We start from the raw sequence: 22,957 nt of genomic DNA, 5'->3' as shown, positions 1-22,957 counted from the left end.
ACAGCGCCCCTCGGCTAAAGGTTGGGGTGTTGATCAGGCAGCCTCGGTCGCTAACTGCCGCACCCGGCTTTCCAGTTCAATCTGGTCTGCGGCAAACCGGCGAATACCATCAGCCAGTTTCTCGGTGGCCATGGCATCCTCGTTGGATTCCCAGCGGAACAGTTTTTCGTCCAGATGGACTGGCTTGTCTGCAGAGCTGGCAGTGCTCGCATCCAGGCGCCGGGGCAGTTCGCCCTGATCATCTTTCAGTTCCTGCAGCAGGGCCGGGCTGATCGTCAGGCGGTCACAGCCGGCGAGCATTTCAATCTCACCCGTATTGCGGAAGCTCGCGCCCATCACTACGGTATTGAAGCCGTTGGCCTTGTAGTAATTATAGATCCGGGTGACCGATTGTACGCCTGGATCTTCCGCCGCCGGGTAACTGTCGCGGCCGGCGTTGGCCAGGTGCCAGTCCAGAATGCGCCCGACAAACGGCGAAATGAGATAGGCCCCGGCTTCGGCGCAGGCTGCGGCCTGGATAAAGGAAAACAGCAGGGTCAGGTTGCAGCGGATGCCTTCCTTCTCCAGCTGTTCCGCGGCGCGGATACCTTCCCAGGTGGAGGCAATTTTGATCAGAACCCGGCTGGTGTCTACGCCCTGCCGGTCATAGAAATCGATCAGCCGGCGCGCACGTTCGAGGGTGGCGGCGGTATCAAACGATAGTCGGGCGTCTACTTCGGTTGAGACGACGCCAGGAATCAGGTTAAGGATTTCCTTGCCGGCCAGCACTGCCAGCATGTCGGTGGCAATGGATAGCTGCTGGGCGGAAGAGCCTCCGTGCTGGCTGGCGAAGGCCACGGCCTTGTTCAGCATCGGGCGGTAGGCGTCGGAGGCCGCCGCTTTCAGCAGAAGCGATGGGTTGGTGGTGGCATCTTCTGGCCGCCATTGGGCAATGGCGTCAAGGTCGCCGGTGTCGGCCACCACGGTGGTCATGGTTTTCAGTTGATCAAGCTTGTTGTTCATTCGTCCTGTCGTCCCGGTTGTGCGGTGTTATTGCGGTATCCAGCTCCCGAATACCTTTGTAACCCCTACAATAACGGCAGCTTACGACAGGAACAAGACAACAAAAGGTATGGTGATGATCAACTTTCTGTAATGGGCTCGGGTTCTCTGACCTTGGCCAGGGCTTGCTCCACCACTTCCAGGCCGGAACCCGGTTTGTTGGCGTTCTCGCTCAGATGCCGGCGGAACTGTCGCCCGCCCGGCTGGCCCAGGAACAGGCCCATGATATGGCGGGTGATGTGGGTCAGGTACACGCCGCGGTCCAGCTCCTGCTGGATAAACGGAAACATGGCTCGCAGCGCGTCATGGCGGCTGGCAACCGGTGCCGGCTCACCGAAGAATTCGGTATCCACATCCGCCAGCAACCAGGGGTTGTGATAGGCCTCCCGGCCCAGCATCACGCCATCGGTATGGGCCAGGTGCCCGTGGCACTCATTAAAGGTTTTGATGCCGCCATTAATGATGATTTCCAGGTCAGGGTAGGCCTGTTTCAGGCGGTACACCCAGTCGTATTTCAGCGGCGGGATATCCCGGTTTTCCTTCGGGCTGAGGCCCTCGAGTATGGCAATGCGGGCATGCACGATAAACGTCTTGCAGCCGGCGGCGGCAACGGTTTCGATAAACTCGCACAGCTCATCCCAGGATTCCCGGCCATTGATGCCAATGCGGTGTTTGACGGTAACCGGTAGATCCGTGGCCTCAATCATCGCGGCTACACCCTCCGCCACCTTATCCGGATGGCCCATCAGGCAGGCACCAATCATATTGTTCTGCACCCGGTCGCTGGGGCAGCCCACGTTCAGGTTCACCTCATCAAAACCGAACTGCTGCGCCAGCCGCGCACAATGCGCCAGCTCATCAGCATTGCTGCCACCAAGCTGCAACGCCAGCGGATATTCGGATGGATCGTGGCGCAGAAAACGCTCGGTATCCCCATGAATCAACGCCCCGGTGGTGACCATCTCGGTATACAGCAACGCACGGCGGCTCAGAATCCGAGCCAGATAGCGAAAATGTGGTGTTGTCCAATCCATCATCGGAGCCACGCAAAAGCGGCGCGACAAGCCGGAATCAGCGGCAGAAACAATGGGCGATGGAGCAGAAGACATAGGGACTACCTGTAAACAGCAAGGGGGCAGAGCATACGAAAAACCAAGTGCGGTAGTTTATCAGCAATAGCCCTAATAAGCAGGCTGCAAGGGGGGGCTCCCAGCGCCATCCCCAAATGTAACAAAATGTACTGGGGTCTGACCCCAGTACATTTGACCAGGCGAAATGTCTTGGGGTCTGACCCCAGTATGTATAATCCCGGTCTGCATTGATCGGATAACAGGATATTGAATGACCATCACAGCCTTTGACGCCTTAGCTTGCCCCCTGGATGGCGCTGCCTTGCAGCGGGAGTCGGGTTCCTGGCGGTGTGCCAGTGGCCATAATTTTGATGTGGCGCGGCAGGGCTATGTGCATCTTTTGCCGGTGCAGAAGAAGCGCTCGCGGGACCCCGGTGACAGCAAGGTGATGGTGGCGGCACGCCAGCGGTTTCTTGAGGCGGGGTATTACCAGCCGATTGCCGAGGCGGTGTCGCGGGCAACGTTTGAGGATGCGCCGGCTGGCACCACATTGAATTGCCTGGATGCCGGCTGCGGCGAGGGCTATTACCTGCGTCGGTTGGCAGTGGCTGCCGGCGAGGAGCGCACGCTTGCGCTGCTGGGGCTGGATATCTCGAAGTGGGCGGTGCTGGCCGGGGCGCGGCAGGACAAGCGGCCGAGCTGGGTAGTGGGTAGCAACGCCAATCTGCCGGTATTGCCCGGCTCACTGGACCGGATCCTTTGCCTGTTCGGTTTTCCGGTGTACCCGGAATTTGCACGTGTTCTCAAACCTGGCGGTAAGCTGATTCAGGTGGATGCGGGGCAGGATCACCTGCGGGAGCTGCGGGAAATCATCTATCCAGAAATCCGGAATGAATCGAAGAAAGTAACACCGGCACCGGAAGGATTTCGCCGGGTGGCCTCTGAAGACCTTCGTTTCACTTTGCATCTGGCGGGTGCTGAGCCCATCGCCGATCTGCTGGTGATGACTCCGCACCTGTATCGCGCCAGCCAGGAAGGCCGGGAGCGGGCCGCCGCCCTGAAGTCGCTGTCACTCACCGTGGATGTGTGCCTGCATACCTTTGAGCGGGGCCTTCAGGCGGATTAATCCGCGCTTTCCATGCCCAGTCGGGTGCCGCGAGCCTTGAGCCGGTAAAATTCTTCCACAATGCCGGCCATGGCCTCTGGGCAATACTCGCGCAGGCCGCCCAGCATCAAACGCTTGGACACCTCTCCAACGGCATTACCCTCAGACTTCAGGTGGTATGACAGGGTCACGTTGCCGCGCTTGCCAGCCACTTCCAGATCCGCCTTGTTCAGCTCCAGTTCGGGCTGAAGGTTGTCATTCTTGCTGAATGCCACGCTCATGCTCTCATACATCACCATGGGGCGGTCGGGGTTGAACATTACCCCGTGGGATTCCATCAGCGGCTTGAGTGTATGAGGGAAATTCTTGCCAGAAGCGGCCACGTAGGCACGGGTAAAGTCGTCGATGATTTGCTCATCACGGATGATGTTGCCACTGCGGGTGACTTCCAGGTAAACCTTGCCGGCTTCGTCACAGACTTCGATGGTACCCTCTCCGGATTCCCGGAATTCCAGCGGAATCTCTGCGCCAAGCAGGTTACGGAAACGAAACGTCATGGTCTCCGACAGCCCGAAACGGGCGATCACTATGGCGAACAAAAGGTCGCCGGGAACGCAGAAACGGCGGGCATCGGGATCGTGGATCGGGTTGAAGTCTCCGGCGATCTCTTTCGCGAAGTGACTGGCCTGGGGCGCTGTAATAACAATGCGTCCGTCCTGGACGGCATAAAAACTATCTGAAAGCATGATGTACCTTTTACGGATCGCAGAGGTGAGGGAACGAGGTGTTGGTCGGTCCGCATATCGATACTAACATTCTAAACGATTAAACGCCGGGGCGACCCCCGGCTTTCGTACAATGCCGGCCCGCGGAATCAGTCGCCTTCTTCGGCATCCCGGATGCGCTCAAGGCGCTCCCATTCCTCTTCCTTGGCTGCTTCGATGACCTCCAGGAGTTCGTCAACATTGGCACTTTCGGTGTCGTGCTCAAAGCAGCCTGTCAGCTTGCTATCCGGGTGCAGGTCGCCAGATTCGTAAAGAGCCCAGATTTCTTTGCCGTAATCGGTGTTCAGAAGTTCCGGCGCGAAACGGCCAAAATAACGGCGCATGTTGTCCACATCCCGTTCCAGCATGCGTTCAGCGCTGTTGTTGCCGGCGGCGTTCACCGCCTGGGGCAGGTCAATAATGACCGGGCCGGTGGGGTCTACCAGCACGTTGAATTCGGAGAGGTCGCCGTGAATCAGCCCGGCGCTGAGCATGCGGACCACATCTGAGATCACCTTGGCGTAGTAAGCCCGCGCCTGCTCTGGTGTGAGTGTGACATCGTCCAGCCTTGGTGCGGCTCCGCCTTCTTCATCGGTAATCATTTCCATCAGCAGTACGCCATCCACAAAGCCATGGGGCTGCGGTACGCGTACACCGGCGTCTGCCAGCCGGTAGAGGGCGTCTACCTCGGCATTTAGCCAAGCTTCTTCCTGCTCCCTCTGGCCGTGACGGGTTTTCTTGCCCATGGCCCGGGCGCTTCGACTGTTGCGAACCTTGCGGCCCTCCTGGTACTGCACGGCTTGTTTGAAGCTGCGCTTCTGGGCCTCTTTGTAGATCTTGGCGCAGCGAACCTGGTCGCCGCAGCGCACAACGTAGACCTGCGCTTCCTTGCCGCTCATCAACTGGTACAACACCTCATCAACCATGCCTTCATCGACCAGGGGTTGTAATCGCTTTGGTATCTTCATATAAGTTTCTGTACCCGGTTCACCTTGCCGGCCTATGGTATTGGACGGCGTATATGGGCACATACTACCTGATTGTGAACAAAGGAGTGTTGAGTTGATCTTCGATGGCCCATTGCGATGGAACCGATGGCGACTGCTGATGGTCCTGCTGGCCTGTTTGCTGCCTGTTCCATCTGCTTTCGCCATGGATTGGTCGCTGTTGCTGCAGCAGGGGCGAATTGGCGTTGCCCTGCCGGATTTCGAGACCGGGGACTGGAGCGTGACCGGCATCCGGGCCGAGGTGGTTAACTCGGTTGAGGCAGACAACCACGCCGTCATCGTTCACTTCAAACCAGGTTCCCGCCTCACCGCCGCCACCGTTATCCAGAAAACCGGGGATTCTCCTGCCCGGCTGAAGAATGTTCAGCTGGACCTGGCCGATGTCACCCTCACCATTGACCATACTGGCGCCGGTACCTTGATGGAGCGAAGCACCTTGGCCGGCCAGATCTCCATCCGGGTTGGCGACTTTCAGCATCCCGCCGTGCAATCCCAGGGGTGGCGCTTTGACGGCCGGGTAAGCGGCGATTTTTCAGACCTCAGCCTTGAGGGGCAGTTGTTCTCAGATGCAGGCCTGTCGGCGGAGGTGGTGCTCAGAAACCGTACCGACGAGTTTCTGGCTGGCCGCATAACCATGGCGATGGCCGCAGAACAGGCAGCCAAGGCCCTGGCAAATACGCTTGCCCAGTGGCCCCCGTTGCTGACGTTGAACCAAGGGCAGCTAGAGGCGGTCGTCGCCCTCCGCCTGGAGCCTGAGACGCCGCTGGCACTGGACGCCCGGCTGAACGTCCGGGGCGCCAGTGGTACCTGGGATCGCACCGCCATTTCTGATATGACCGGCCGTCTGTTACTCAGCCTTGAAGAAGACTTGCTGGTCGCCCGATTGCGGGACATAACCATTGGCCAGATCAACTCCGGCATAGGCCTGGGACCGGTTCAGTTGTTGGCGGATTACCGGGCAACACGGGCGGCTCCGCTGGCAGGAGTGGTGGATATCCAGCAGGCAACGGCTGCTTTTCTGGACGGTCGCCTGAGAGTTGCGCCCCAGGCGTTCGACCTGTCGACGCAACCCCTGTTGCTGCCGGTGGATGTCCACGAAGTGTCTCTGGAACGGTTGCTGCAAGTGTACCCGGCGGAAGGTTTTGAAGGCACCGGACGGCTCAGTGGTCGTATTCCATTGAGGATTACTGGCGCCACCGTAGAAGTTGAACAGGGTAAGATGAGCGCCGTTTCACCGGGTGGCAGGCTTCGGCTGCCGGCAGAACGCCTGCAAGCCATGTTGGGCCGCAGCCAGGCCATGGAACTGGTGGTGCAAGCTTTGCAAAACTTTCACTATTCGGTGCTGGATAGCACGATAGACTACGATAGTAAGGGCAGGCTGGTACTTGGTCTGAGACTTGAGGGGCAAAACCCCGAGGTTCGCGGTGGCCAGCCGGTAGTGCTCAATATCAATCTTGAAGAAGACATTCCTGCCCTGTTAACCAGCCTACAGCTGAGCGGCAGGGTGAACGAAGCCGTCACCGAACGCGTTCGGGAGCGGCTGCAACAATCCGGGCAGGAGGCACAACCATGACACAACGATGGCGGCTACGCAGGCCGTTTATGGTGAGAGTTCTGATGATAGCGGCCCTGCCACTGGCGCTTGTGGCCTGTACGCCAACGGTGCAGATGGCCGCACCCAAAGAGCCGATTACCGTGAACCTGAACGTAAAAATCCAACACGAAATCTACGTAAAAGTGGACAGGGAAGTGGATGAACTGTTCAGTGATAAGGGCCTGTTCTGAGCAACAGCGGCCCGGGCAAGGGCGAATCAAGGGGTTGATGATGAAACGACTGATACAACTGGGCGCTTTCATACTGGCCATCGGCCTGGCACTGCCAGCGCTGGCCATGGGACTGGAAGAAGCCAAGCAGAAACTGGAAACCGCAAAACAGCAGGGCCTGGTGGGTGAAACCCCGACCGGTTACCTGGAAGTGGTGCGCGCAGAGGGCGATGCGGCTGCGGTGGTGCAAGCCATCAACAGCGCGCGCCGGGATGAATACGCTCGTATTGCCGAACGGCACGACATACCGGTTACCCAGGTGGAAACCGTGGCTGGCAAGAAGGCCATCGAGAAAACGCCAGCCGGGCAGTTCGTTCAGATCAATGGCCAGTGGGTGAGGAAATAACGCCTACTCCAATTCCAGGATCAATGGCTCCATCAGCCTGTACACCCAGGCTGATCGGCCATCCTGCAGTGTTAACTCCACCCTTTCGTAGCGCACACCCAGCCGTTCGTACCTGTCCAGTGCACGCAATTCACTAGCGCTCACTTCAATCACCTCTCCGGCTACGCTGGCATCAGGGTCCGGCTTTATATCCAGTTTTTTCTTGCGAAACCCCGGGAGTATTGCCGGTTCGCTGGTACCTGCACGCCCTGTTACCAGCCAACGCACCCAGGGCCGGGTGAGGGTGCCGTACACAAACACCGAATAGGTTTCGTCTTCATCGATGGTGGGTAATTCCCCGGTTGGGTTATAGCCAAAACTGCTGACAAAAGTCAGCCAGAGATAGGCAATGCCCACCATCAGCAGGGCCAGAATCAGCGCCAGGGTGCGTTTGATCGATTTCCTCATAGATGATTACGCAGTCTCTCCGGCATGGCTGATCAGGACACCCGGCGCGCCGGTTTCCAGCTTGTCTCGCAGGCTGCCTGGAATGGCGACCTTGGCCATCTTTGAGGGCTGGATAACCACATAGGTGATGTCGGCATCGGCGATGAATTGCCCGTCACCGTGCCGGAAGAATTCCAGGTGCAGGGTGAACGATGTATTCCCCAGCCGCCCGGCCTTGATGCGCGCCTCCAGAACATCGTCAAACTTCGCCGGCGCTTTCCAGTTCACCGTCAGGCTGACCACCTGAATATCCAGGTCCTGCTCCAGCAGGTGCTGGTAATCACCAAACAGCGTGCGGATATACTCATTTACGGCAATATCTACGAAATCCGCATAACGGGCGTTGAACACCACACCCTGGGCATCACACTCGCCGTAGCGCACCCGGAAGCGAAAACGGAAAGACTGTTCTGGCATGAAGACTCCTGATTTTATACCGATTGGCCTGTTCACCTTTCAATACTTGACGATGTGACCCATTATTGTAAAGCGGTCTAAAAACTGTGCCCGAATAAAGAAACCAGATGTTGGCGCGATTGTACAAAGGGAATAATTATGAGTCTTGCAAGGAAAAGTGTGCGTGGCTTTGCGGTATTATCCAGCGTTACCTTTTTGGCGGCCTGCGGTGGCGGCGGTGGAGGTGATGGTGGTGGTTCTGGCGGACCAGACCTGACGCTGGATAATGATAATCTTGCCGGGCAAACGGTTGAGGTTGCGCCGGAGTCGGATGTTCGCGGTATTTTGGGCCTGTATGACGATATTGATTACGGTTTGGCATTAATCGTTGATGTGCAGGAAAGGCTTGCGACTCAAAGCGGGGGAGTCTCGGGCACTACCGAGTGTGACGACGGGGGTACTGCTACGGTGACCTACGCGGGAACCGGTGAAAACAGTGACGAGACCTGGACATTGCTGGGCTGTGCAGTCAGCACGAGTGAGTTCGGTATCGTCACACTAAACGGTGATTACCGTTATGTCGACACGTTAACCGACACCAGCATTAAAGGGTTTGAAACATACAACATCAATGGCCAGGTGCAATCAGGGGATGGGTCCGAACAGCTCCTAATGCGAGGCCGGGCAGACTTCGATTATTCGGGAACGGAAGACTCCGCTCGCTTTATCGATACCATCAGCGTATTTGAGCTCAAAATTGGTGAACGGTACGTCGCGATTACCGAAGGCGAAACGCGTTTGATATTTAATGGATCTGAGGCGGAGTACTCCACCAAAGGCAAGCTGATTGGTTCTGCAATTGGTGGCTATATCCAGCTCACAACACCTGTGGTTGTTGAGTTTGTTGAAGGCCAGGAATGCCCCATCGCTGGCGTTATCCGAGTTGCCAGTAATGGCACCGCGGAGATCCGCTTCGGCAGCAGCGCTGGAGGGACTGGCGTAGTGGCGATCTGGATTGATAATCAGCTAGTTGAAAGCTACAACAATTGCAGTGAGATCGGGATCGTCCCTGCACTCTGATTACCAAGGGGTGAAGGCTAAGCCTTCACCCCAAGGCCCTCAAAGATCTTCGGCCAACTGTTTTAACAAATCTCCAGCCGAAATCTCCCTACAACCAGCAGCATTCTGCCCGCACCATAACGGCGAGAAATCCCCGGTGCCCTGCGCCTCGGCTGCCGCCCGTAATGGTGCTATAGCGTTGGTGGCCAATGGGAAAGCAGGAGCCAGGGCGGAGATCGGCCCCAACTCACGCATCACCCGGTTAACAATGCCGCGAGCAGGCCCACCAGAAAACAGGTTGGTGATGGCAGTGTGCCGGGTCGTTTCACGTTTCAATGCCTCTCGATGAACCGCCCGGGTTGTCGCCTCCGGGCAAAGCATGAAAGCGGTGCCTACCTGGGCAGCCACCGCCCCCAGCGCCAGTGCCGCCTTCACGCCCTGGGCATCGGCAATGCCACCGGCAGCAATAACGGGTATGTTCACCGCGGCGATCACCTGCGGTACAAGGGCAAACGTTCCCATCTGAGTGGTCATATCGGTAGTCAGAAAAATACCCCGGTGACCGCCCGCCTCCAAGCCCTGGGCAATAACAGCGTCTGCACCGTTACGCTCCAGCCAGACAGCCTCCTCCACTGTGGTCGCTGAAGACAGCACCCGAGCACCGGCAGCCTTGACCCGTTTCAGTAAAGCAGGCGCTGGCAGGCCAAAATGGAAGCTCACGACCGCTGGCCGGAACTCCTCTACAATGGCTGCCATCTCTGCGTTGAAGGGTTGCCGCCCGGAGCCATTGGCAATCACGCCCTCGTCCAGCCCGAACTCCCGGTAATAGGGCGCCAGAGCCGTCCGCCAGGCCTGTTCTGCTGAATGGTCGGGCTATGGCGGGGTGTGGGCAAAGAAATTCAGATTGAACGGCCGATCGGTACTGGCCTTCAGGGTTTCGAGTTCTGCCCTGAGTGCCGCCGCCGATAACATGGCACAAGGCAGCGACCCCAACCCGCCGGCATTGGAAACCGCCGCCGCCAGCCGGCTGTCTTGCACGCCTGCCATGGGCGCCTGAATGATGGGTAAGTTCGTTCCCGGAAAGTTCAGCATGATGATTTCCTATCCTGCATGATGGGCCCTGCTGTGGCTGTGGACCAAAGCGGGTAGGGGATGCCGGCCAGGCGATTCATAGCAAAAGCATGCGCCAGCAGCAAAGCGACGCCGGCCATCAGTATAGTTAAGCGAGCGGGGCTGGTATTAATTCAGCGGGAAGATTAATACGGTGGCTCCCGTCGATGAGCAGCGTTTAGAGCTAGACCATGCTTGCACAGATGCTTGGAAATCTGTTCCTCCAGGGTTAAGGTTCGTTGATAAGTTCGTTAGCAAGCAATCATCACGACCAGCGATCCCGAAGTCTAGCCGATGGTTTTCGTCAACACGGAACGTAATGGATGCAACAAACCGGAATCTACGAGCAGCTAATCACCAAGCTCATCGAAAGTCGCCTGGACAGAGATAGGTTCTACGTTGGCGAACGCCAGCTCAACAGCGCTGAAGCCTCAGTGTGGCTTTCACGATTCCTGTCAAACATCCTCGAATTTGCCATTGAGGCCGTGCCCTCGGGCGATGATCGGCTGCAGGAGCAGATCGACCTTTCCAATCAGTTGCTGATGTGGCTTAAGGGCAAGATTTCGGATGAGGGCTTTCTGGAAGAGAACCTTCTGGATAGCCAGGGAAAAATCCTGACAGCACTTTACGAGCTGGAAAACCCGGTTGCAGCCAACCTCAAACAATACGTGGAAGACATTGTTCCTCTCACCGGCCTAACTCAAAGTGAGCTGTTCTCCGGCAGCAATGCCGGATTGTCACTGGAGTCCGAACTGAAGCGGGAGATTCTTTCCGCCGACAAAATCTACTGGCTGGTGTCATTCATCAAATGGGCGGGCATCCGCATTTTCCGGAAGGAGCTGGAAGCCTTCACTGCCAGTGGCCGTGAGCTAATGATCATCACCACCTCCTACATGGGGGCAACGGATGCCAAAGCCGTTGAGTACCTGGCCAGTCTTCCGAATACGGAAGTGAAGCTAAGCTACAACACCGAGCGTGAAAGGTTGCACGCCAAAAGCTATTTATTCCTCCGGAACACAGGCTTTCACACTGGTTATATCGGCTCATCAAACCTTTCCAGATCAGCGCTGACCAATGGCCTGGAGTGGAACCTGAAGATCACATCTCAGGAAATCCCACACATCATCAACAAGTCCCTCAGTACCTTTGAAACCTATTGGGCATCTGAGGACTTTGAACTGTTTGATGGGCAGGCTGAAAGTACCGAAAAGCTCAATCGCGCATTAAAACAACAAAAAGGACTGGACGCACCTGGAGTCTCTCACTTTTTCGAAATCACACCATTTGCGCACCAGAAAGATATTCTGGAACAGTTGGCGGTTGAGAGGGATGTGCACCAGCGCTTTCGAAACCTTGTGGTGGCGGCCACAGGCACTGGTAAGACTCTGATCTCGGCTTTTGACTTTCAGCGGTTCCTGAAATCCAAACCAAACGCTCATTTTTTGTTCGTGGCGCATCGGGAAGAAATTCTGCGGCAGGCTCGCGAAGCCTATCGTGGCGTGCTGCGAAATAGTGCCTTTGGCGAACTCTGGGTAGGCGGCCAGTTGCCTGAGCACTATCGACAGTTATTCGTATCGATCCAGACCCTGAACAACCAGCTGGATCAGCTAAAGCTCACTGAAGACTATTACGATTACATCGTGATCGACGAAGTGCATCACATCGCCGCATCCAGTTATCGAGCGGTACTGGAACACTTCTCGCCGGAGATACTGCTGGGGCTGACAGCGACTCCGGAGCGACACGATGGCAGCGATATTCTCAGCGACTTTGGTGGCGTGATTGCCGCCGAACTCCGGTTGCCGGAGGCAATCAACAGGCGTCACCTTTGTCCGTTTCAGTATTTTGGCATTGATGACGATACGGATCTTCGAAACATTTCGTGGAGTAGAGGCCGTTACGATCCAGCTCAGCTTACCAATCTGTATACGCACAACCATGATCGGGTTAAAAAGATACTGCGCAGTTTGCGGGAGATCGTTACCGACATTTCCAGCATGAAAGCTCTTGCTTTCTGTGTGAGCCGTGAACACGCAACGTTCATGGTGGAACAGCTCCTGCTACATGGCATCAAGGCCGACATTCTCACCAGCGACAACAGCCACGAGCGACAACAAAAACAGCAGGCCATTCGCTCAGGGCAAATCAATGTGTTGTGCGTGGTCGATATCTTCAACGAAGGCGTCGATATTCCGGAAGTCGATACCTTGTTATTCCTGCGCCCAACTGAAAGCCTGACCATCTTCCTTCAGCAACTGGGCCGGGGGTTGCGCCTGGCCGATGACAAAGATTGCTGCACAGTCTTGGACTTTGTTGGTAATTCCCGGCCCGAATATGATTTTGCCAACAAATTCCGGGCACTGGTGGGTAAGTCTGAACGCTCAATCACGGAGGAGCTCAAACAAGGCTTCCCCCATGCGCCGCTGGGTTGCCGAATTGAACTCACCAAGAAAACCCAAGAGATGGTGCTGAGTCACATCCGCCGGGCCACTTTGACGATGAAACGGCTGGTGTCGCTGATTCGCCAGTTTCCCCAGCATTCCACTCAACCTCTGACTCTGAAAAACTTCCTGACGCATCATCCCCACATCGACTTGAACGAGCTATACAGGCGGGGCAGTTGGGCAGAGTTGGTTTCCAAAGCCAAAGATGAGGATGTTTCAGATGACTCGACGTTCAAACTGGCCAAAAAGGCGATCTACAACCGGATTCTGATCTGCGACGATCACCAGTACCTGCTGTTCCTCAGGAAACTATGCCAGTCAGGATTTCATTGGGACGACACGAATAATCGCCAAGCGTTAATGTGCCATTACGATTTCTGGCAAAAAGCCGGGCCAGAGTTGGAGTTTTCATCACTCCCCCAAAGCCTGGCAGAGCTCAACAGGTTGGGGTTGGAGCAGGAACTGGTGGACGTACTTGATTGGAAGCTGGCAAAAACCAAACACGAACAGCCAGGCATGCCGGAACTGCCGCAAGTGCCATTGCGCCTCCATGCCCGCTATTCCCGAGAGCAGATCCTGGCCGGATTTGGTGCTATGACCTTTGAGCACCAGCCGCCCTCAAGAGAAGGTGTTTATGTTATCCAAGATCAGAATATCGAGCTGTTGTTTGTCACCTTAGACAAAACCGAAAAGCAGTTTTCCCCAACCACCATGTATCACGATTACGCCATCAGCGAGCAGCTGTTTCACTGGCAGTCGCAGAACAGTGCCCGGCCAGATAGAGGGAAGGGGAAGGACTATATTCAGCACCAGATCATCCAAAAACGGTTGTTTCTGTTTGTGCGGGAGCAGGCGAAAGATGAGTACGGTCGAACCATAGGGTTTGTGAATTATGGTGAGGTGGACTACGTGTCTCACTCTGGCTCACAGCCCATGAGTATTACCTGGAAACTCCGAACGCCGATGCCGAACTTTATGTGGCAGCAGGCGGCGAAGCTGGCGGTGGCATGAGTTACGGACCCTACAACAAAAACGCCCAAAAATTCTTCACCCAATACCAGTCCCTGACCTTCGAACAGGTCCACAGCGACTGGCTCCCGCACTTGGACAAGAAAACCGGTCTGGCGCTGGATGTCGGTGCTGGTAGCGGCCGTGATGCGTCAGCTCTGGCGGAGCGTGGCTTGGACGTGGTGGCGGTGGAGCCGGCGGCGGAATTGCGCCGCCTGGGTGAAGCGGCAACAGCTCATCGCAGTATCCAGTGGGTGGATGATGCCCTGCCGGACCTGAGCGAAATCCGCAAACTCAGTTACCGGTTTGATCTGGTGCTGGTGTCTGCGGTGTGGATGCACCTGCCGCCTACTTCCAGGGAGCGGGCGTTCCGTATTTTAACGGAGCTGCTGGCGCCGTCCGGCATGTTGGTGATCACTCTGCGACACGGGCCAGGGGATGGTGAGCGTCATTTTTACGAAGTCACCAAGGCCGAGTTGGACAGTTTTGCCCGCCAACGTGCCGTGATGCCGGTACCTTTGCCGTATACTCCCCGCGCTGATCAACTGAACCGAGCGGATGTTTGGTGGGAAACCGCGGTGTATCGGGTTTAGGCTTCCGCCTTGCTTTACCGCAAAACGTATATACAATGTAGATATCTTTCGTTGATAAGCTTCACTATTTTCTGGAGTATCCGCAGTGTCCGATGAGCCCAAAAAAGTGAAGCCAAACAAGAAAGATAGCCAGTTGCTGATTCGAATCAGCAGCGCTGAGCGCGAGCAGTTCATTGAGTTGTGTGAACAGCTGGATACCAGCGCCGCTCGCGAAATCAGGCAGTTCATTCGTGGCTATATCAAGAAACACAAGCCAGGGAACTAGCCGATACCACGCCCAGGAGGCAGATCATGTCCAAAAAAACCAAGAAAACCGTGAAGAACCTCAAGAAGAAAATCAACGCACGCAAGGCCAAGGTCGAGAAGCACGAGGCCAAGATCAAGTCCCTCAAGAAGAAGTTGAAAAAGGCGGCCTGATCCGTTGTAACGGATCACCATTCACCGTCTTTTTGACCACTCAAAGTCAGCTCCCGTAGTCTGGCTTTGAGGCTTTCCTTTTCCAATTCCTCAAGTATCCCCGCCAACCTCTCAGCAAGCGATGCGTGTTTGTGGTTTCTTTTAACGAACGTCACGCCCTGTGTAATCCGAAAAGTCCGGCTTTTGCGGCTGGTGCTTGTCGTCTGTCATGTAGGCGGAGGTCAGAACAAACTCTGCGGTGGCGCGGTTGCAGGCTACGGGGATGTTCCACAGTGCAGCGATGCGCAGCAGGGCTTTGATATCTGGGTCGTGGGGCTGTGGTTCCAGAGGGTCCCAGAAGAACACCAGTAAGTCGATTTCGCCTTCGGCAATTTTGGCGCCGATTTGCTGATCGCCACCCAGAGGGCCGCTCAACAGGCAGTGCAGGTCTTCACGCTGCAGGCTCTCCCTTAACAGCCTGCCGGTGGTGCCGGTGGCATAAAGGTGCAGTGGCGCAAGGCGGGTACGATTCTCGTTCGCCCATTCAACCAGTTCCTTCTTCTTGTTGTCGTGTGCCACCAGGGCAACGGATGTTACGGCCATTGTGATTGCTTGCTCCTTTTCTGTGCCATGAGAGTGGCCAAGTGTTTCACAATCGGCAGGCTCGGGAAATAGTACCAATGTGGTGAGCAGCATAGGCTGGCGGGTGGGTCAATAGCCCCACTGTCGGTGGCCAGGAAGGCTCCTGGGGCATGGGGTGTCGTTACCAACGCCGATATGCTGGGGGTATAACAAGACATTGCGGAGTGTGATTGTGGAAAAACAGGTTTACATAACCGGCGGTGCCAGTGGTATTGGCCTTCAGCTTGCGCGTACGTACCTGGCTTCAGGTGCGGCGGTTACGCTGTTTGATGTGCAGCCAACGGATCAGGCAGTGAACGAGCTGGGCGCCATTGCCGGGCCTGAACGGATACGGGCGTTTGCCATGGATGTCACCAGACCGGACGAGGTGCGGGCAGCCTTCGCCAGGGCAGCGGAAGCCGCGCGGCCAGATCTGGTCATCCATTGCGCCGGCATTGCCATTGCGGCGGATTTCGATGCGATAGATGACGAAGCCTACGCCCGGGTGATCAACATCAACCTGGTTGGCTCCCGCAATGTGGTGGCTGGCGTGTTGCCTCATATGGCCACTGGTTCACAACTCGTTCTGGTTGCCTCAATGGCCGGGTTGGTGGGCTGCTACGGCTATGCTGCCTACTGCGCTTCCAAGTACGGCGTGGTTGGGCTGGCGGAAGTGTTGCGGATTGAACTGGCAACCAGGGGTATCGACGTCTCGGTGGTGTGCCCGCCAGAGGTGGAAACCCCGATGGTAGAGGCCGAGCGCCTCAATCGCCCAAAGCAGACGGAAGCCCTGAAGCTGATGGCCGGCACCTTGCAACTCGACGATGCCGTGGCGCAAATCCGCAAAGGCATCGACCGCCGCCGCTTCATGATCATACCCGGCTGGCGCGCCCGCAGCCTGTGGTTCACCAACAAACTCCTGCCCGGGTTCCTTACCCGAAAATTCGCCGACTTCCTGGTCAGCCGTTGAAATTGGGGTCAGACCCCAAGACATTTCGTTGGGTGAAATGTTCGGGGGTCTGACCCCAAATCAGATAATCCGGAAATCCGGGTGCAGGTTTTGCCAGTGCTGAGTCAGTTCCTGCCGGTGCCGTGGGATCATTGGTAGCTCTTTCAGAGCCTTGGGCCATTGGTCTCGGGCTTTGTCCAGGGTGTCCTGGAGGTGTGGCTTAACGGCTCGCCAGGGAATGCCGGATTTCTCAGCCCAGCTCTGGAACTGCGCCATATCAGATTTGTACCAGTCTTTGGCTTTCGCAAGGTTGAGGGCAAATTCATGCTCATCTGCGATGTAAACGCGGGTGGTTACGATATCGTAGGCTGGAGAGAGTCTAGGGGTGAAGTGGTCTGGATAGACTAGGCTCCAGTTCTTGAGGTGAGCATCTCCATTGGCGAGCAGGATGTTGACTAGAAGTCTCCGCGCCAGTTGTTGTACATCCGCAAGGCCATCTCCGGAATACTGGTAAAGAATCCGTGCAATTTGTTGGTAGTTCCCGCCCTGATACTTGTCGTGGGGGTATTGAGTCAGTATCTGTGCGAAATCTTCCATGTGAATGCGCATGCCACGGGCCCGGTCGAACCGTTTGATGGCGAACGCGTGTTGCTCATCCGGCAGGTTGATTTGTGGTAGCTGGTCCACTTGGCCCATTGGTACCAGTCGGATTTCAGGAATGTCGATGCCTGCCAGTTTGGCCATGTGCATGGCCGTGTATTCGTTAAGGGGAACCTGTTCGTGGGTGGTGGAGGGCGTCTTGATGATCCAATCACCGAGCGCGCCGCTATCCGCAACCTGATATCGACCATCTTGTTCCTGCATGGAGAATTTCATCTGTACGCCCGCCAAGGAGAACCGGTTGCTTGTACCTTGCGCTCTGGGCTTTACGATGCTGGGTTTGGCGCCCTGATCCAACACAAAGGCAGGGACAGCCTCCGGCTCCAGAGGCGTGGCAACCAGAGCGCCAGGTAAGTCTTTCCCGAGCCAGGAGAAGAGCTCGAATTCGTTGTCTGGGTGTACCTTCAATGCCTGGGCCAGAAACTGTCGCAATGCCCCTTCCGGCAGCAGGTTGGACAATACCGGGTGTAGTCTTTGCCGCCGAACCCAGGGTGAAGCCATTACCTGATCGGATTTGGGAAATGCGGGGTGGGTGATCAGGCTAAAGGTAGGGCGCCTGCTTGTTGCGCGGTATTCCGGACTGAAGGTCAGAATACTTCGGCCATCCCGGAAGCCGGTAAGGTAGCCAACAGTGGTTTCGTGCAGGGTAAGTTCTAGCACGCTGGCACTTGGTGCTTCAGTCATCCTCGTCTCCAAGCAGTCCTTGCCATGGATTGTCTGCCACGTGGTCGCTGATCGGTTCAGCGGTGGCCGTTAAGTCCGTTTGTCCGGTCAAAAACTCTTCAATAATGCGAACTTTGTCTTCCGGTATCAACATGACTCGCAGGTTAAGGCCTTTCGCCACCAGCTCCAGTGTCTCCAGCCTTGGATTACCACCAGACTCAAGCCGCTGATACTGCTGGCGAGGCATGCCGATGCGCATTTCCATATCCTGCTGGCGCAGGCCGAGTGCTTTGCGGCGTTGTTTCAATTGCTGGTGTAGGTTGCTCATTGCTTACTTTTATGCACCAAAAAAGTTTCATTGTTGACTCAAAGAATCATATTAGTTTCTTAATGGTGTGTTGCAAACTAAATTGGGGTCAGACCCCAAGACATTTCGTTGGGTGAAATGTCCGGGGGTCTGACCCCAAAGTTTAGGGGATCAGTTCCAGTTCTTTGCGCATTTCCTCGGCAGTGGGTCTCAGTTGGGGCAGGCCTTTTTGGGTTCTGCGTTCGCTCAGGTAATAGAGAATCGGTGAGGCGATGAACACCGATGAACTGGTGCCGACCACTACGCCGAACAGCATGGGCAGCGCGAAACTGGAGACCGCAGCGCCGCCGGCGATGGCCATGGGCAGCAGGGCCAGGAAGGTGGTCACGGAGGTGAACACGGTTCGGGTGAGGGTGGAGGAAATGCTCTCGTTGAGCAGGTCCAGCATGGGCATATCCGGATGCTGACGCAGGTTCTCCCGAATGCGGTCGAATACCACCACTTTGTCATTCACCGAGTAGCCGATCAAGGCCAACAGTGCTGCTACGGCGGTGAGGTTGAATTCGACGCCGGTCAGGGCAAAGAAGCCGATGGTTTTGGCGAGGTCCAGCCCGATGGTGAGGGTAGCGGCGGTGGCAAAGTGCGACTCAAACCGTAGCCACAGGAATGCCAGCATGCCAGCGCCGGCCAGCAGAATGGCCAGGATAGTGGCATCGCTGAAGCCGCCGCTTACTTTTGGGCCAACCAGGTCCACTTTTGGGAAGCTGGCGTCTGCTTGCACGCTGGTGATGGCGGCTTTGAGGGCCTCCACCGGGTGGGTCGCGCCCGTCGCGGTGGCGGTGTCCACCGGTAGCCGAATCAGAAAGTTGCCCGCGTTACCGATTTCCTGAATGGATGCGGCGCCCAGTTGCTGGCTGTGCAGGGTGGCGCGCAGTGTATCCACGCTTACCGAGGGTGCGCTCACTTCCACCAGAGTGCCGCCGGTAAAGTCGACGCCGTAGTTCAGCCCGGGCGAGACAAACAGAGCGATGGAAGCTATGGAGAGCACCGCAGACAGCGCCAGCCCCAACACCCGGCCCTTCATAAAGTTGATGCCGCGTTCGCCTAATTTGTCCAGCGAGGCGAAGCCGCCAATGGCCAGGGGCTGTCTTTCGTGACCTTTGATCCACCATTCCATCACCAGTCGATTGAACGCGACCGCTGTGAACAGAGACGTCAGCAAACCGATGCCAATGGTCACTGCAAATCCTCGCACCGGGCCGCTGCCAAACATGAACAGCAGGCTGACGGCGATCAGTGTGGTGATGTTGGAATCCAGAATGGTACTGTAGGCCCGGTCAAAGCCCTCCTTCAGGGCCATCCAGGCTGGTTTGCCGCGGCGGGACTCTTCCCGTATTCGCTCGTTGATCAGGATGTTGGCGTCCACCGCCATGCCGATGGTCAGAATAATGCCAGCGATGCCGGGCAAGGTGAGGGTGGCGCCCAGCAGGCTGAGGATGCCGAACACCAAGCCAACGTTGATGGCGAGCCCGAAGCAGGCGATGACACCCCAGCGGCCATAGATGCCGAGCATGAAGGCAACCACCAGCACGGCGCCCAGCAATCCGGTGCTGATACCCATTTTGATGGCATCGCTGCCCAGATCCGGGCCAACGGTGCGCTCTTCGATTACGTGCAGCGGCGCTGGCAAAGCGCCGGCCCGCAGCATCAGGGCAAGGTTGCTGGCGTCTTTGGTGGTGAAGGCACCGCTGATTTCGCCGCTGCCACCGGCAATTACTCCGCGAATAACCGGTGCGGTCAGTACCTTGTTGTCCATTACGATGGCCAGGGGGCGGCCAATGTTCTTGCGGGTCATGTCGCCGAACAGCCGGGCGCCCTCGGTATCGAGTTTGAAGTTCACCACCGGTTCGCTGGTGTCCGGGTTGAAGGCCAGTTGGGCGTCGCTGATGTGCTCGCCCGCCATGGCCACCTGCTTCTCCAATACGTAATCTGCGGTGCCGTCGGCGTCGGCTACGGTTATAGTGGCGGTGCGGCGTTCATTGCCGGGCTTGGCCACCCAGTGGAAGCTCATCTGTGCCGTGGTTCCCAGCAACTCACGGATCTCGGCCGGGTCGGCCACGCCGGGCATCTGCACCAGAATGTGGTTTTTTCCCTGCCGGGTGATGCCAGGCTCAACCAGGCCGGTTTCATCCAGTCGCCGGCGAACGACTTCCAGGCTGCGGTCGACGGCGTCTTTTATCAGGGCGTCTTCGGGCTGGTGCGGGTTATTGGCGAGTATATCGCGGGTATCCACTTCCAGCAGCAGGTGGGAGCCACCTTGCAGGTCCAGCCCGAGTGACAAAGTGTTCTCCAGATACCAGTCCGGGAATTTGTCGGCCAGGTTGGCCGGCAACAGATTCGGCATTGCACTCAGCAGCCCGAGCACAATCACCAAGCCATACACGATGGCCCGTGAACGTAATGATTTCATCGGCAATCCTTGATAAACAGAGTCGTGTCCAGACGGGCGCTACGGCCGGTCTGTGTGATGTTCAGTGCAGGGGATTACGCGATGGGCGGTGCCCGCAGGGGCGGCGTGGTGAAATCGGTGAGAGAGGCGGCGCGCTCTACGCGGTGATCGACCGCAGGCACCGGAGCGCGCGATTGCGACCAGAGCACTGCATCAAGAAGCCTGGCCAGTTGCTCCGGGCTATCGAGGAACGGCTCGTCTTCCGCTGAGCCGGTTTCTGCCACCGCCAACGCCGGGTTGTGGCTGGCAACCACCAGATGGTCCAGGTGATTGACCACAACCTTGCCTGCCGGGCTCGGCTGGGCGTGCGCCTGGGTGATGGAACACAGAAGAACCAGCGCAAACACAGCCACAGCAAATCCGGACACCATCTGGCGCCAGGGCGGTAACTGCATTGCGAGGGTTCTGTTCATGGAAATGTTCCCGGAATATCCCTGCATTATTGGGGCAAGGCCTCCGGGATTCAAGATGGGGTCAGACCCCAAGACATTTCACCCCTTCAAATGTTCTGGGGTCTGACCCCAAAAATTACTGCGGGCGGCGGTTGAAGATGCCGATGATCGGGGTGCCATGGGCCCGCAGGACCGGTTCGATCTCGCGGTGCAGCGCGTGGTACCGGTAAAACGGCACTCTCGGAAACAGGTGGTGGATCGAGTGCAGATTCTGCCCGAGCCAGAACCACTCCAGCGGTTTCATATAAGCGGGCATGATCAGGCTGTTGGTGTTGCGGTAGCGCTTTGGCTCTCTGTAGGGCAGGTGCGGCCGATAGGCGAACCAGTAGGCGGTAAAGGCGCCGCCAATCAAATACCCGAGCAAGACAACCACCACTGCGCCGCTCTGGCTCACCAGCGACAGAAATACGATTCGCCAACCGATGGATACAAACAGCTCTCCACAGTAGATGGCTTTTTCCCTTTGGGATGCGCTGCCCCAATGTTGTCGGGCGAAGAAGGTGTTCTGTACCCACAGGAACCTGAGCACCGTCAGCAGGGCACTGAAAGGCCCCTTGCCCATGCCGCTGATGACGAAATCCGGGTCTTTATCCGGCTGGTTGGTGTAGCGGTGATGGGTGAAATGCTCCAGCCGGTGTGACTGATAGGGTACGGCAATCAGCGGCGCAACCAGATAACCACACAGATGGTTGAGCCAGGTTAGCTGGTCGTTTTCACCGTGAATGTTGTTGTGAACGGCTTCATGAAGCGGGGTGTAGGAGAAATACGTCAGCGCTCCGATCAGCAGCGTGGCAGCCCAGACGGGTAGCATTCCGGCCGTGAACAATGCCAGGGTGAAGGCAAAGGAGACGACGGTGGCAACGGTCAGTGCCACGGTGGGCCAGGCTACCTTGCCCATGTGCCTTTTGGCAGCCGCGATTGCTTGTTTGTTCAGGGTGGTCAGGTCTTCGGTCATCGGGTTCTCCGGTTTGTTCCGACACTGCCCACGGTAAGCGCCTCGCACCATTACAGACAGGGCAGCTTTGGCCAATCAACAGGCATAAACGGCCTTGGCACCTTGTGCGCTTGTCCGGCTTGCGGGGGCGGGGCATACTCCCGAGCTATGTCAAACTCCGATACCCTTTTGCACCCAGTTACCATCAGTCAGGTCATGATCAACTTTGCTGTCAGGCAAGGAGTGGATCGCGAGACCTGTTTGCTGGGTACCGGTATTGCAGAGGAGGACTTGCAGGCGGCTGATGGCTTGATTACCCGCGCCCAGGAAATGCGGCTGATCGAGAACCTGATTCTAGCACTGCCAGACATGCCGGCTTTGGGGTTTCGTATGGGGCTGCAATACAGCGTGTCGACCTTTGGAATCTGGGGCTTTGCGCTGCGCACCAGCCGGACTCTGCGCGATGCCACCGCATTAGCCCTGCGGTATCTGCCGCTCAGTACCGCCTACTGCAAACTGCAAACCTTTGTGGAAGGCGATGACTTCGGCGTTGCGTTTGATCCCGATGACATTCCCCGTCATTTGCGCCAGTTTCTGCTGGAGCGGGATCTGGCCACGGGCCTTAACCTGTTCAAAGAGCTGAGCCTGGCAGGCTTTGACGTGCAGGCGATCGAACTGAAAGGCGAGCCACTGCCCTATGCCTCCTGCTTCGAGGAGCTGAGCGGCGTGAGGCTGACGTTTAATCGGCCGCGCAACGCACTGGTTATTCGGCGGGCGGATGCCGATCGTCCACTGCCCACCTTCGACCCACACCTGGTGCAAGTGCTGGACCATCAATGCCGACAACAACTTGAGCGGCGACAAACAGGCGGCTTTGCCGGACAAGTGCGACAGCAGTTACTCGGGCCGCTGGGGTTGGTGGCATCGCTGGATGAGGTGGCAGGAACATTGGCGCTCTCTCCCCGCAGTCTTCGGCGCAAGCTGGACCAGGAGGGCACCAGTTTCCGCAAGCTATTGGAAGAAGAACGCCGCCAACTGGCGTTGCAGCTGCTGAAGAACAGCGCCATGAAGCTGGACGAACTCGCCATTCACCTCGGCTATACCGACACCGCCAGCTTCACCCGAGCCTTCCGCCGCTGGATGCATTGCTCCCCCGGCGAATACCGCAGAACTTCGTCACCAACGCAGGACTGAATCAATCTTTGGGGTCAGA

23 protein-coding genes and 1 pseudogene are annotated in these 22,957 nt (G+C 57.1%); 11 read left to right on the top strand and 13 right to left on the bottom strand.

Annotated elements, in window-relative coordinates:
- Positions 1 to 33: 33 nt before the first annotated feature.
- Positions 34 to 1,002 (bottom strand): transaldolase, encoded by a 969-nt coding sequence (gene tal, locus ABIE59_RS01980; protein ID WP_354443774.1) that lies wholly within the window; start codon positions 1,000 to 1,002, stop codon positions 34 to 36.
- A 119-nt stretch (positions 1,003 to 1,121) separates the two neighbouring features.
- Positions 1,122 to 2,150: a tRNA dihydrouridine(20/20a) synthase DusA gene (gene dusA / locus ABIE59_RS01975; RefSeq protein WP_354443772.1), complete on the bottom strand. Its 1,029-nt coding sequence runs from the start codon at positions 2,148 to 2,150 to the stop codon at positions 1,122 to 1,124.
- Between the two features lie 232 nt (positions 2,151 to 2,382).
- Between dusA and ABIE59_RS01970 the strand changes: the two genes are divergently transcribed.
- On the top strand, positions 2,383 to 3,237 hold the full coding sequence (locus tag ABIE59_RS01970; RefSeq protein ID WP_354443770.1) for a putative RNA methyltransferase: 855 nt from the start codon (positions 2,383 to 2,385) through the stop codon (positions 3,235 to 3,237).
- Here ABIE59_RS01970 and ABIE59_RS01965 read toward each other — a convergent pair.
- Entirely contained in the window at positions 3,234 to 3,962 is a 729-nt protein-coding gene (locus ABIE59_RS01965; protein WP_354443768.1) for a DUF3581 family protein, read from the bottom strand. The genes ABIE59_RS01970 and ABIE59_RS01965 overlap by 4 nt on opposite strands.
- A 128-nt stretch (positions 3,963 to 4,090) precedes the next feature.
- Complete coding sequence (locus ABIE59_RS01960; protein WP_354443766.1) at positions 4,091 to 4,948, bottom strand: PA4780 family RIO1-like protein kinase; 858 nt, start codon at positions 4,946 to 4,948, stop codon at positions 4,091 to 4,093.
- A gap of 94 nt (positions 4,949 to 5,042) precedes the next feature.
- On the opposite strand from ABIE59_RS01960, the gene ABIE59_RS01955 reads away from it, so the two are divergent.
- The 3 genes from ABIE59_RS01955 to ABIE59_RS01945 are packed head-to-tail and all read left to right on the top strand — an operon-like array spanning position 5,043 to position 7,157.
- Entirely contained in the window at positions 5,043 to 6,560 is a 1,518-nt protein-coding gene (locus ABIE59_RS01955; RefSeq protein WP_354443764.1) for an intermembrane phospholipid transport YdbH family protein, read from the top strand.
- Positions 6,557 to 6,772: a YnbE family lipoprotein gene (locus tag ABIE59_RS01950; RefSeq protein ID WP_502915314.1), complete on the top strand. Its 216-nt coding sequence runs from the start codon at positions 6,557 to 6,559 to the stop codon at positions 6,770 to 6,772. Before ABIE59_RS01955 ends, ABIE59_RS01950 begins: the two co-directional genes overlap by 4 nt.
- A 40-nt stretch (positions 6,773 to 6,812) precedes the next feature.
- Positions 6,813 to 7,157, top strand: coding sequence for a YdbL family probable chaperone protein (locus ABIE59_RS01945; RefSeq protein ID WP_354443762.1), 345 nt, complete (start codon positions 6,813 to 6,815; stop codon positions 7,155 to 7,157).
- 3 nt (positions 7,158 to 7,160) lie between these two features.
- Here ABIE59_RS01945 and ABIE59_RS01940 read toward each other — a convergent pair whose 3' ends face one another.
- Both ABIE59_RS01940 and ABIE59_RS01935 read right to left on the bottom strand, forming a co-directional pair.
- Positions 7,161 to 7,604, bottom strand: coding sequence for a gamma-glutamylcyclotransferase family protein (locus ABIE59_RS01940; protein WP_354443760.1), 444 nt, complete (start codon positions 7,602 to 7,604; stop codon positions 7,161 to 7,163).
- Positions 7,605 to 7,610: 6 nt separating this feature from the next.
- On the bottom strand, positions 7,611 to 8,060 hold the full coding sequence (locus tag ABIE59_RS01935; RefSeq protein ID WP_354443758.1) for an acyl-CoA thioesterase: 450 nt from the start codon (positions 8,058 to 8,060) through the stop codon (positions 7,611 to 7,613).
- A 138-nt stretch (positions 8,061 to 8,198) separates the two neighbouring features.
- Between ABIE59_RS01935 and ABIE59_RS01930 the strand changes: the two genes are divergently transcribed.
- Positions 8,199 to 9,119, top strand: a complete 921-nt coding sequence (locus tag ABIE59_RS01930; protein WP_354443756.1) for a hypothetical protein — start codon at positions 8,199 to 8,201, stop codon at positions 9,117 to 9,119.
- Between the two features lie 39 nt (positions 9,120 to 9,158).
- Here ABIE59_RS01930 and ABIE59_RS01925 read toward each other — a convergent pair.
- Positions 9,159 to 10,190, bottom strand: a pseudogene (locus ABIE59_RS01925) (NAD(P)H-dependent flavin oxidoreductase).
- A 341-nt stretch (positions 10,191 to 10,531) separates the two neighbouring features.
- Here ABIE59_RS01925 and ABIE59_RS01920 point away from each other — a divergent pair.
- The 4 genes from ABIE59_RS01920 to ABIE59_RS01905 all read left to right on the top strand — a co-directional run bounded on the left by ABIE59_RS01920 (position 10,532) and on the right by ABIE59_RS01905 (position 14,670).
- On the top strand, positions 10,532 to 13,663 hold the full coding sequence (locus tag ABIE59_RS01920; RefSeq protein WP_354443754.1) for a DEAD/DEAH box helicase: 3,132 nt from the start codon (positions 10,532 to 10,534) through the stop codon (positions 13,661 to 13,663).
- The gene (locus ABIE59_RS01915) at positions 13,660 to 14,253 is read left to right on the top strand and encodes a class I SAM-dependent methyltransferase (RefSeq protein WP_354443752.1); all 594 of its coding nucleotides are present in this window, start codon (positions 13,660 to 13,662) and stop codon (positions 14,251 to 14,253) included. The genes ABIE59_RS01920 and ABIE59_RS01915 overlap by 4 nt, the downstream gene beginning before the upstream one ends.
- A gap of 85 nt (positions 14,254 to 14,338) precedes the next feature.
- On the top strand, positions 14,339 to 14,518 hold the full coding sequence (locus tag ABIE59_RS01910) for a hypothetical protein (RefSeq protein ID WP_354443750.1): 180 nt from the start codon (positions 14,339 to 14,341) through the stop codon (positions 14,516 to 14,518).
- Between the two features lie 26 nt (positions 14,519 to 14,544).
- Positions 14,545 to 14,670 carry a hypothetical protein gene (locus tag ABIE59_RS01905; protein ID WP_354443748.1) on the top strand — a complete coding sequence of 42 codons (126 nt, stop codon included), beginning with the start codon at positions 14,545 to 14,547 and terminating at the stop codon, positions 14,668 to 14,670.
- 141 nt (positions 14,671 to 14,811) lie between these two features.
- On the opposite strand, the gene ABIE59_RS01900 is transcribed toward ABIE59_RS01905, so the two are convergent.
- Positions 14,812 to 15,252 carry a methylglyoxal synthase gene (locus ABIE59_RS01900; protein WP_354443746.1) on the bottom strand — a complete coding sequence of 147 codons (441 nt, stop codon included), beginning with the start codon at positions 15,250 to 15,252 and terminating at the stop codon, positions 14,812 to 14,814.
- 211 nt (positions 15,253 to 15,463) lie between these two features.
- Between ABIE59_RS01900 and ABIE59_RS01895 the strand changes: the two genes are divergently transcribed.
- On the top strand, positions 15,464 to 16,240 hold the full coding sequence (locus tag ABIE59_RS01895; RefSeq protein ID WP_354443744.1) for an SDR family oxidoreductase: 777 nt from the start codon (positions 15,464 to 15,466) through the stop codon (positions 16,238 to 16,240).
- A 60-nt stretch (positions 16,241 to 16,300) separates the two neighbouring features.
- Here ABIE59_RS01895 and ABIE59_RS01890 read toward each other — a convergent pair whose 3' ends face one another.
- The 5 genes from ABIE59_RS01890 to ABIE59_RS01870 form a co-directional block, all read right to left on the bottom strand.
- Positions 16,301 to 17,563, bottom strand: a complete 1,263-nt coding sequence (locus tag ABIE59_RS01890; protein ID WP_354443742.1) for a type II toxin-antitoxin system HipA family toxin — start codon at positions 17,561 to 17,563, stop codon at positions 16,301 to 16,303.
- Entirely contained in the window at positions 17,556 to 17,870 is a 315-nt protein-coding gene (locus ABIE59_RS01885; RefSeq protein ID WP_354443740.1) for a helix-turn-helix domain-containing protein, read from the bottom strand. The genes ABIE59_RS01890 and ABIE59_RS01885 overlap by 8 nt, the downstream gene beginning before the upstream one ends.
- 142 nt (positions 17,871 to 18,012) lie before the next feature.
- Positions 18,013 to 20,319: a protein translocase subunit SecD gene (secD, locus tag ABIE59_RS01880; protein WP_354443738.1), complete on the bottom strand. Its 2,307-nt coding sequence runs from the start codon at positions 20,317 to 20,319 to the stop codon at positions 18,013 to 18,015.
- Between the two features lie 74 nt (positions 20,320 to 20,393).
- Positions 20,394 to 20,771: a hypothetical protein gene (locus ABIE59_RS01875; protein ID WP_354443736.1), complete on the bottom strand. Its 378-nt coding sequence runs from the start codon at positions 20,769 to 20,771 to the stop codon at positions 20,394 to 20,396.
- A gap of 115 nt (positions 20,772 to 20,886) precedes the next feature.
- Positions 20,887 to 21,765 (bottom strand): fatty acid desaturase family protein, encoded by an 879-nt coding sequence (locus ABIE59_RS01870; protein ID WP_354443734.1) that lies wholly within the window; start codon positions 21,763 to 21,765, stop codon positions 20,887 to 20,889.
- Positions 21,766 to 21,960: 195 nt separating this feature from the next.
- Between ABIE59_RS01870 and ABIE59_RS01865 the strand changes: the two genes are divergently transcribed.
- Complete coding sequence (locus tag ABIE59_RS01865) at positions 21,961 to 22,938, top strand: AraC family transcriptional regulator (protein WP_354443732.1); 978 nt, start codon at positions 21,961 to 21,963, stop codon at positions 22,936 to 22,938.
- Positions 22,939 to 22,957 lie beyond the last annotated feature (19 nt).

The sequence above is a fragment of the Marinobacter sp. MBR-99 genome (assembly GCF_040547575.1).
Classification (GTDB): Bacteria; Pseudomonadota; Gammaproteobacteria; order Pseudomonadales; family Oleiphilaceae; genus Marinobacter.
This window is presented reverse-complemented; position numbering and strand designations above follow the sequence as displayed.

Excerpts from the sequence above, each read along its gene's own strand:
- tal (WP_354443774.1), bottom strand. The coding sequence starts at position 1,002 with ATGAACAACAAGCTTGATCAACTGAAAACCATGACCACCGTGGTGGCC.
- dusA (WP_354443772.1), bottom strand. The coding sequence starts at position 2,150 with ATGTCTTCTGCTCCATCGCCCATTGTTTCTGCCGCTGATTCCGGCTTG.
- ABIE59_RS01970 (WP_354443770.1), top strand. The coding sequence starts at position 2,383 with ATGACCATCACAGCCTTTGACGCCTTAGCTTGCCCCCTGGATGGCGCT.
- ABIE59_RS01965 (WP_354443768.1), bottom strand. The coding sequence starts at position 3,962 with ATGCTTTCAGATAGTTTTTATGCCGTCCAGGACGGACGCATTGTTATT.
- ABIE59_RS01960 (WP_354443766.1), bottom strand. The coding sequence starts at position 4,948 with ATGAAGATACCAAAGCGATTACAACCCCTGGTCGATGAAGGCATGGTT.
- ABIE59_RS01950 (WP_502915314.1), top strand. The coding sequence starts at position 6,557 with ATGACACAACGATGGCGGCTACGCAGGCCGTTTATGGTGAGAGTTCTG.
- ABIE59_RS01945 (WP_354443762.1), top strand. The coding sequence starts at position 6,813 with ATGAAACGACTGATACAACTGGGCGCTTTCATACTGGCCATCGGCCTG.
- ABIE59_RS01940 (WP_354443760.1), bottom strand. The coding sequence starts at position 7,604 with ATGAGGAAATCGATCAAACGCACCCTGGCGCTGATTCTGGCCCTGCTG.
- ABIE59_RS01935 (WP_354443758.1), bottom strand. The coding sequence starts at position 8,060 with ATGCCAGAACAGTCTTTCCGTTTTCGCTTCCGGGTGCGCTACGGCGAG.
- ABIE59_RS01930 (WP_354443756.1), top strand. The coding sequence starts at position 8,199 with ATGAGTCTTGCAAGGAAAAGTGTGCGTGGCTTTGCGGTATTATCCAGC.
- ABIE59_RS01920 (WP_354443754.1), top strand. The coding sequence starts at position 10,532 with ATGCAACAAACCGGAATCTACGAGCAGCTAATCACCAAGCTCATCGAA.
- ABIE59_RS01915 (WP_354443752.1), top strand. The coding sequence starts at position 13,660 with ATGAGTTACGGACCCTACAACAAAAACGCCCAAAAATTCTTCACCCAA.
- ABIE59_RS01905 (WP_354443748.1), top strand. The coding sequence starts at position 14,545 with ATGTCCAAAAAAACCAAGAAAACCGTGAAGAACCTCAAGAAGAAAATC.
- ABIE59_RS01900 (WP_354443746.1), bottom strand. The coding sequence starts at position 15,252 with ATGGCCGTAACATCCGTTGCCCTGGTGGCACACGACAACAAGAAGAAG.
- ABIE59_RS01890 (WP_354443742.1), bottom strand. The coding sequence starts at position 17,563 with ATGACTGAAGCACCAAGTGCCAGCGTGCTAGAACTTACCCTGCACGAA.
- ABIE59_RS01885 (WP_354443740.1), bottom strand. The coding sequence starts at position 17,870 with ATGAGCAACCTACACCAGCAATTGAAACAACGCCGCAAAGCACTCGGC.
- secD (WP_354443738.1), bottom strand. The coding sequence starts at position 20,319 with ATGAAATCATTACGTTCACGGGCCATCGTGTATGGCTTGGTGATTGTG.
- ABIE59_RS01875 (WP_354443736.1), bottom strand. The coding sequence starts at position 20,771 with ATGAACAGAACCCTCGCAATGCAGTTACCGCCCTGGCGCCAGATGGTG.
- ABIE59_RS01870 (WP_354443734.1), bottom strand. The coding sequence starts at position 21,765 with ATGACCGAAGACCTGACCACCCTGAACAAACAAGCAATCGCGGCTGCC.
- ABIE59_RS01865 (WP_354443732.1), top strand. The coding sequence starts at position 21,961 with ATGATCAACTTTGCTGTCAGGCAAGGAGTGGATCGCGAGACCTGTTTG.